Annotated in this window: 8 protein-coding genes; 3 read left to right on the top strand and 5 right to left on the bottom strand. The window is 57.5% G+C overall.

All coding sequences use genetic code 11. The features are described from left to right. Positions 1 to 71: 71 nt before the first annotated feature. From rimK to ACRER8_RS24325, 3 genes are read right to left on the bottom strand one after another with little or no spacing between them, the layout of a single operon-like run. Positions 72 to 977 carry a 30S ribosomal protein S6--L-glutamate ligase gene (gene rimK / locus ACRER8_RS24335; protein WP_093465889.1) on the bottom strand — a complete coding sequence of 302 codons (906 nt, stop codon included), beginning with the start codon at positions 975 to 977 and terminating at the stop codon, positions 72 to 74. Beyond that, positions 974 to 1,429 carry an ATP-dependent zinc protease family protein gene (locus ACRER8_RS24330; protein WP_431748728.1) on the bottom strand — a complete coding sequence of 152 codons (456 nt, stop codon included), beginning with the start codon at positions 1,427 to 1,429 and terminating at the stop codon, positions 974 to 976. The genes rimK and ACRER8_RS24330 overlap by 4 nt, the downstream gene beginning before the upstream one ends. Positions 1,430 to 1,470: 41 nt before the next feature. Beyond that, a complete protein-coding gene (locus ACRER8_RS24325; RefSeq protein WP_431748725.1) occupies positions 1,471 to 2,244 on the bottom strand; it encodes an EAL domain-containing protein in 774 nt (257 codons plus the stop codon). Positions 2,245 to 2,362: 118 nt separating this feature from the next. Here ACRER8_RS24325 and ACRER8_RS24320 point away from each other — a divergent pair, with 118 nt between their 5' ends. After that, complete coding sequence (locus ACRER8_RS24320; protein WP_431748724.1) at positions 2,363 to 2,764, top strand: RNA-binding S4 domain-containing protein; 402 nt, start codon at positions 2,363 to 2,365, stop codon at positions 2,762 to 2,764. 98 nt (positions 2,765 to 2,862) lie between these two features. Here the strand turns inward: ACRER8_RS24320 and ACRER8_RS24315 are convergent, their stop codons facing one another. Continuing rightward, positions 2,863 to 3,672 (bottom strand): phosphatase PAP2 family protein, encoded by an 810-nt coding sequence (locus tag ACRER8_RS24315; RefSeq protein ID WP_431748723.1) that lies wholly within the window; start codon positions 3,670 to 3,672, stop codon positions 2,863 to 2,865. 98 nt (positions 3,673 to 3,770) lie between these two features. On the opposite strand from ACRER8_RS24315, the gene hslO reads away from it, so the two are divergent. Further along, entirely contained in the window at positions 3,771 to 4,673 is a 903-nt protein-coding gene (hslO, locus tag ACRER8_RS24310) for an Hsp33 family molecular chaperone HslO (RefSeq protein WP_431748722.1), read from the top strand. A 192-nt stretch (positions 4,674 to 4,865) separates the two neighbouring features. Next, positions 4,866 to 6,407 (top strand): phosphoenolpyruvate carboxykinase, encoded by a 1,542-nt coding sequence (locus tag ACRER8_RS24305; protein WP_431748721.1) that lies wholly within the window; start codon positions 4,866 to 4,868, stop codon positions 6,405 to 6,407. 389 nt (positions 6,408 to 6,796) lie between these two features. Here ACRER8_RS24305 and ACRER8_RS24300 read toward each other — a convergent pair whose 3' ends face one another. Then, positions 6,797 to 7,513, bottom strand: a complete 717-nt coding sequence (locus ACRER8_RS24300; RefSeq protein ID WP_431748720.1) for a hypothetical protein — start codon at positions 7,511 to 7,513, stop codon at positions 6,797 to 6,799. Between the last annotated feature and the right edge of the window lie 230 nt (positions 7,514 to 7,743).

Genomic DNA, 7,743 nt, shown 5'->3' with positions numbered 1-7,743 from the left:
CATTTTCATTGCCGGACCCACCGCATTCGCCAGCAAGCCGGCTCCTACACGTGGTTGCGAAAATTAGTGAATCACCCCTTACCCTTCGTCCGCGTCATGTGCGGCCCGCCGTTCTTCTCGATGTATTGAATGATCATCCCCGCCACATCCTTGCCGGTCGTGGCTTCGATGCCTTCAAGGCCTGGCGATGAGTTCACTTCCATGACCAGAGGGCCGTGGTTGGAGCGCAGGATGTCGACCCCTGCGACGCTCAAGCCCATGACTTTGGCCGCGCGGATGGCGGTCATGCGCTCTTCCGGGGTGATCTTGATCAGGCTAGCGGTGCCACCTCGGTGCAGGTTGGAGCGGAATTCGCCGGGTTTGGCCTGACGCATCATCGAGGCGATGACTTTGTCGCCCACCACGAAGCAACGGATGTCCGCGCCGCCGGCTTCCTTGATGTACTCCTGCACCATGATGTCCTGCTTGAGGCCCATGAAGGCTTCGATCACGGATTCCGCCGCCGTCGCTGTTTCGCACAACACCACCCCAATGCCTTGGGTGCCTTCCAGTACTTTGATCACCAGCGGAGCACCGTTGACCATCTGGATCAGGTCGGGAATATCGTCGGGGGAGTGGGCAAAGCCGGTCACCGGCAGGCCGATCCCGCGCCGCGACAGCAGCTGCAGCGAACGCAGTTTGTCCCGAGACCGCGCGATGGCGACGGATTCATTGAGCGGGAACACGCCCATCATTTCGAACTGACGCAACACGGCGCAGCCGTAGAAGGTCACGGAAGCGCCAATGCGCGGGATCACCGCGTCGAAGCCTTCCAGGGGTTTTCCTCGATAGTGGATCTGCGGCTTATGACTGGCGATGTTCATATAGGCGCGCAGGGTATCGATCACTACGACCTCATGGCCACGCTGAATACCAGCTTCGACCAGACGACGAGTTGAATACAGACGCGGGTTTCGCGAAAGCACAGCGATCTTCATGCACCACCTGTGGCAGAGGAATTTGAAGCCGGATATATCGGCTTGTCTTGAACATAAGTAATGCCCGGATTAACCACTAACTGGCCGTCAATCAAGGCTTTGGAACCCAATAACAACCGGTAACGCATGGCCTTGCGACAGGCCAGGGTAAACTCCACTGGCCAGACCCGATCGCCCAGTGCCAGCGTGGTGCGAATCACATATCGCACCTGCGCGTGGCCGTTAGAGCTTTTGATGGTCTTCATCGCTACCAGCTGGGCTTCGCATCGGCGGTGACGCAACTGCACGACCGTGCCCAAGTGAGCGTTGAAACGCACCCATTTCTCGCCATCGCGCTCAAAAGGCTCGATTTCGGTAGCGTGCAGGCTGGACGTGCTGGCGCCGGTGTCGATCTTTGCGCGCAGGCCCGCGACCCCCAGGTTGGGAAGTGCCACCCATTCGCGAAGGCCGATGACTGTCAGATGGTCGAATGTTTTCAAAGCGATCCCGTACGCTACGCGTTCTGCCAGGCACCAGGATCGACCTGGGCCAACGACCTGAATGCGGGCTTGGCGAACAAGTAGCCCTGCATCAGAAAAATTCCGCAGTCGGCGAGAAAGTCGCGTTCCTCGGCATGCTCGATGCCTTCGGCAATCACTGTAACGCCCAACTCCATACACATTGTGACCACCGCCCGAACGATGGCCTGCCGCGCACGATCACGGTGCACGTCGCGCACCAGAGCCATGTCCAGCTTGATCAGGTCCGGCTGAAAGTCAGCCAGCAAGGTGAGCCCGGAATACCCTGCGCCGAAATCGTCGATCGCGGTCTTGAAACCGAATTCACGATACTCCGACAGAATATTCGTCAGATGGAGATTGTTATCCAGATGTTCACTTTCGACAGTCTCGAAGATCAGCCGGTCCAGTGGAAAGTGGTGCGTACGCGCGGCTTCCAGGGTGCTGCGAATGCACAATTGCGGCCGGTAGACCGCGTTGGGCAGGAAGTTGATTGACAGGTGCTCGGTCATATTCAGGCTCGCAGCCGTTGAAATTGCCCGCGTTCGGCACAATTGATCGAAACGGTATCGATTCTGGTCGTTGACGCGGCTCAGCATCGACTGCGCGCCTTCGCCGTCCAAGCCCCGAACCAGAGCTTCATGGGCGAATACAGAGCGACTGCGTATATCGACGATAGGCTGGTAGGCGAAATCGAAATCGAACTCCAGCTCGGGGCTGTCTTTGCAGCCCTTGCAAGCGCCAGTCAATGAGGTTGGAAAGTCTGTCACGTCGTACTCCGGAGTCGGCGCCATCTGTCTTGGCTGGCAGTGTAAACGACGGTCGGGATAACTGCGTGCCCGACGTTGCGTAGTACAGTTCTGACTATCACCATATTGAGGAATTCAGATGACACAAAAGTCAGACGAGGACGACAAGGTTCGCCTGGATAAATGGCTGTGGGCGGCGCGTTTCTTCAAAACTCGCGCACTCGCCAAGGCGGCGATCGAAAGCGGCAAGGTGCACTGTCGGGGAGAGCGTTGCAAGCCTGGCAAGGAACCGCGCATTGGCGACGAGTTTCAGATTCGCGCCGGGTTCGATGAGCGCACGGTGGTGGTTAAGGCGCTGTCCATCGTGCGCCGTGGCGCTCCGGAGGCTCAGCTACTTTATAGCGAAACCCCGGAAAGCCTGGCAAAACGGGAACAGGCCGCCGAAATGCGCAAGGCTGGAAGCCTGGGCTTGACCACCGACGGCAAGCCGACCAAGAAACAGCGTCGGCAGTTGTTTCAGTTTCATTCGGGGGATGATTGAGTTACCACGGACTCCCCCCTGTAACAGCACGGCTCGCCAGCGGTATTGATCTTCAGGATCTCACCGCCGGCAAGCCGCACTGTTACGGAGAAGATGAATTAGAGTCTTGCACCTGGCTTTATGATGCTCAAGCATTTGAGCACCGGCACCTTGGCGAGCAGATTGAAAATCGGCGCGGTCGCCCGCAGCAGGAAGCTCGTGACCAGCGCCGCGAACGGCGTATAGCAGCTCCAGCCCAATGCCAGCAAGGCGATCATCACACCGCCAATGTAGTCGTCCTGCCCCCAGTGAGCCCCTGCTACCAGACGCGGCATCATGAACAGGAATGCGAGCAACCAGATGATCACGCGCTGGCCAACGGTCCGACTGAATACTGTCATGAACATCGCCCAAATCAGCAACACCGATGCGTGATCGCCCGGAAAACTCTGGCTCGAGCGATCCTTGAGTTGCCATTTGTCTTCCAGCGTCGGAAAGATATCGCTGAGCTTGATCGCGTCCGGAATCATCATTGAGGCGCTGTCATGCTGCAGCGAAGAGTGATCGATGATCTTGGAAAATACGGTACGAATGATCAGCAACAGGATCAGCGTCGTCACGAAGCCGATCAAGGCAGCGCGGGTCTGTGCCGCTTTGAATACCCAGTCACCCTTGATCAGCAGCACCAGCAGGATCAGCCCGACGACGATATCGAAGGGGCGCATACTGGCAACTGTCCAGATCCACAGCCACACTTTGTTCTGCTCCAGAGGCCGGTTCAGCAGGTGGAAAAGCCACTCGTCGAATTGGGTAAAGGCGGCATGAGCCGTTGGCCAGATCCATACCAACAGCAGCGCCAGCGCTACCAGATTGCACAACAGGAATTTTTTGACGTTCCACCTGGGTTGGAACAACGCGGGATAGTCCATAAGATGCCCCCATCGGCATGGCAGTGCACCCGTCGGTGCTAAACCGCGCTTTATAAGCGCTTGTCATCACTTTGTCATTACCTCAGATACTTTCTCCTATGCATGATTTCCCCGATATCGATTACACCCAGCGTTTCATCTTCGACGAGAGCGATGTGCGCGGTGAGCTCGTGGCACTCGAACGAAGCTACGTCGAAGTGCTGGCCAAACATCCATACCCAGAACCCGTTGCGCAATTGCTTGGTGAAATGCTCGCCGCTGCAGCGCTTTTGGTAGGTACCCTGAAATTCGACGGTCTGCTGGTTCTGCAGGCGCGCTCCCTTGGCCCGGTCTCGCTGCTGATGGTCGAGTGTTCCAGCGAGCGAGAGATCCGCGGCATCGCTCGTTATGATGAAAGCCTCATTACTCCGGCAGCCACGCTGCAAGAGCTGATGCCCGATGGCGACCTGACCATGACCATCGATCCGCGTCAGGGCAAACGTTATCAAGGCATTGTCGGGCTGGATGGCGTTGACCTTTCGGCATGCCTGTCGAGTTACTTCGTGATGTCCGAGCAATTGCCTACACGCTTCTGGATCAAGGCCGACGGCAAGCGCGCCCGTGGCCTGCTGCTCCAGCAGCTGCCTCCCGCACGTCTAACTGATGCGGAAGAACGCGAAGCCAGCTGGCAACACGTCAACACGCTGGTCGACACTCTGACCGCCGAAGAGCTGCTAAGCCTGAACAACGAAACCGTGCTGCACCGTCTTTTCCACGAAGACGCCGTGCGCATGTTCGACGTTCAGCCTCTGGTGTTCCGCTGCAGCTGCTCCCGTGAACGTTCCGCCAATGCGCTAATCAGCCTTGGCCTGGAAGATGCACAGCAATTGGTGATCGAGCACAACGGCACCGTCGAGATCGATTGCCAGTTCTGCAATCAGCGCTACCTTTTCGACGCCGCCGATGTAGTGCAGCTGTTTGCAGGTGGCGGAATCGACACCCCTTCGGACACCCGCCATTGATGTAGTGCTCACGCCGGGCTGAATGGTTTCCGCCCGGCCGGCCTGGTTTTTCATTATGTAGTTCTGACAGTTGGCCCCTACCTTTTTTGGGCTTTTCTGGCATAATCCGGCCCACTTTTCAGCTGTAGTAGTTTGGGTTTTTCTACTACAAAACGTTTGGAGCACTCGGCCAGCGGGCCGACGGGGAATCTCATGACGCAAGCCAACAACGCCGTTTACACCGATCTCAGTGTCGACGAACTGGTTAAAGAAGCCCTCAAACGCGAAGAAGGCGTACTGTCCGATACCGGCGCACTTGTCGTAGAAACCGGCCACCGTACGGGTCGTTCGCCAGCAGACCGTTTCATCGTTGATGAGCCGAGCACCACGGCAGCAATCGCCTGGGGCCCGATCAACCGTAAATTCCCGGCTGACAAATTCGATGCCCTGTGGGCACGTGTCGAAGCGTTCAACAATGCTCAAGAACACTTTGTTTCCCACGTCCACGTAGGTTCTGCCGAAGATCACTACCTGGCCGTCAAGATGACTACCCAGACTGCCTGGCAGAATCTGTTCGGTCGTTGCCTGTTCATCAACCCCGCCCAGTACAACCCGGCTGGCCGCGACGAGTGGCAGGTGCTGAACGTTGCCAACTTCGTGTGCGAGCCTGAGCGAGACGGCACCAACTCCGATGGCTGCGTCATCATCAACTTCGCACAGAAGAAAGTGCTGATCGCCGGCATGCGCTACGCCGGCGAGATGAAAAAAGCCATGTTCTCGGTGCAGAACTTCCTGCTGCCAGCGGCCGACGTGTTGCCGATGCACTGCGCTGCCAACATCGGTGAAGAGGGCGATGTGACCCTGTTCTTCGGTCTGTCCGGCACCGGCAAGACCACTCTGTCTGCAGACGAAAGCCGTTACCTGATCGGCGACGACGAACACGGCTGGGGCGAAGGTGTAGTGTTCAACATCGAGGGCGGTTGTTATGCCAAGTGCATCGACTTGTCCGAGAAAAACGAGCCTGTCATCTGGAAAGCCATCAAGCATGGCGCAGTTCTGGAAAACGTCATCCTGGATACGGCCGGCCACGCCGACTATGCCGACAGCAGCCTGACCCAGAACAGCCGCGCCGCCTACCCGCTGGAGCATGTTGAAAAGCGCTCCGAGAAGAACTTCGGTGGCGAGCCAAACGCTGTGATCTTCCTGACCTGCGACCTGACCGGTGTTCTGCCGCCAGTCTCGATCCTCAGCGAAGAACAAGCGGCGTACCACTTCCTGTCGGGTTACACCGCACTGGTCGGTTCGACGGAAATGGGCTCGGGCAGCGGCATCAAGTCGACGTTCTCCACGTGCTTCGGCGCACCATTCTTCCCGCGCCCGGCTGGCGAATACGCCGAGCTGCTGATCAAGCGCATCCGCGGTTTCGGCTCCAAGGTCTACTTGGTCAACACCGGCTGGACCGGCGGTGGCTACGGCGTCGGTAAACGCTTCAACATCCCGACCACCCGTGGCGTCATCGCAGCCATCCAGAGCGGCGCGCTGATCGGTGCAGAAACCGAGCACCTGGACACCGTCAACCTGGACGTACCGAAGTCGGTCCCAGGCGTCGACACCGCACTGCTCAACCCACGCAATACCTGGGCAGACAAAGCAGCGTACGACGAAGCGGCCAAAGCACTGGCCGGCCTATTCATCGAGAACTTCAAGAAGTTCGAAGTGAGCGACGCGATCAAGGCAGCGGGTCCGAAGTTGTAAGCTCAGTTTACTGAACAAAAAAACCGCCCTTTCAGACTGTGTGAAAACCCAGCAATCTGGCGGTTTAGGAAAATGCCCCATATCGAAAGTTATGGGGCATTTTTCGTTTTTGGACATCAACTACTGTGTCGTACTTACGGACGGTTGTGATGTCCATTAGGTTTCTACAGCGATTAGCCACCAGAGTTTGTCGGCATCAAGTCCGCAGTCGCCTTCGTAGCAATAGGTTCGAGTCATGATTTCCGGCCTTTTTCAAAGGCTGGAAATGCTATGGCACAAGTCGCTATAGGCGGTGCAGCGCATGTCCGAGAGCGATGTCAGAAACGTCTGGTTGTTGGACCGACAGGGCGATCTTGGGTGCGTCGCGATCTTTGGTTCGGCGATGAGCCTCACCCCGCCTTGTTCATCGCTGGGAAATCCTGGGTGATGTCAAAGCTGCCCTTGGCGACAACGCTCTTGGCGTTGCACAGTTTTGCGTCGAAGCCGGGGTGGCGTTCGCCGTGTTCGGCGGCGTATTTGGCGGCTTCTCTGGTGCAGTCGTCGGGAGGCTGCTCTGGGGAAAGGGCAGCGTTGAATTGGAAGGTGCCGATGAGTCGATATCGGTCCAGCAGCTTGTTAGTGGACTCCAGTTTTTCGATTTTGCTGAAGTCGAGTTTGACGTTGCTGTTGGCGCCGCTTTTGTCGGCGTCGAAATATTGGTAGTACGAACCTGTGTCGTACGAGGCGCTGTTCTCATCGTGAGCGACTTCGACGCGGCCGCCCTGAAACATGATGGCCTGCTTCTGCTGATCCGGGTTGTCGAACGAAAAGCCGAGAATCGGACCGATGCTGACTTCATTTCGGTCGCCCTCGGCTTCCTGGTCTGCGCTCAGCGTCAGCCAGTTGGCCCCCGGCAGTTTTCCGGGAAGAAACCCCACACCGACCGCGTCGCCCTTGGCTTCGTAATGCAGATTCAGGGCGCCACTGACGTCGACTGTCATGGATTTCGTCAAGCCACGGGAGTCGGCAGAACCGCTGCTGGATTTTTCAGGGTTCTTGTCCCCACAGCCTGCGAGAGTGGCAATCAGAGCGGTGAGCAACAGCGGGAGGTAGCGGGTCGGGGTCATTACGGTTTCCTGAAGTGATCGGCGTAAAAGCCTCTGCTCGGCGGAGGTTATGACCACCGGAATCGGTTTTTGTCGACTCACGTCAGGAAAAATCTGCTATTGGCAGAAGCTCGCCCTCGACGGCAATTCGTGATCGCGGTCAAGGGCAAGCCGTGCCTGGAATTCTTGATGGCAGAGCATCATGTCATTTGATGTTTGGACATGAGCGCCGATCGGACTTTCGTTGTTAC

This window comes from Pseudomonas sp., from assembly GCF_050739935.1.
Taxonomy (GTDB): Bacteria; Pseudomonadota; Gammaproteobacteria; order Pseudomonadales; family Pseudomonadaceae; genus Aquipseudomonas.
Note: the sequence above shows the minus strand (reverse complement) of the source record. Positions and strands in the feature narration are given on the sequence as shown.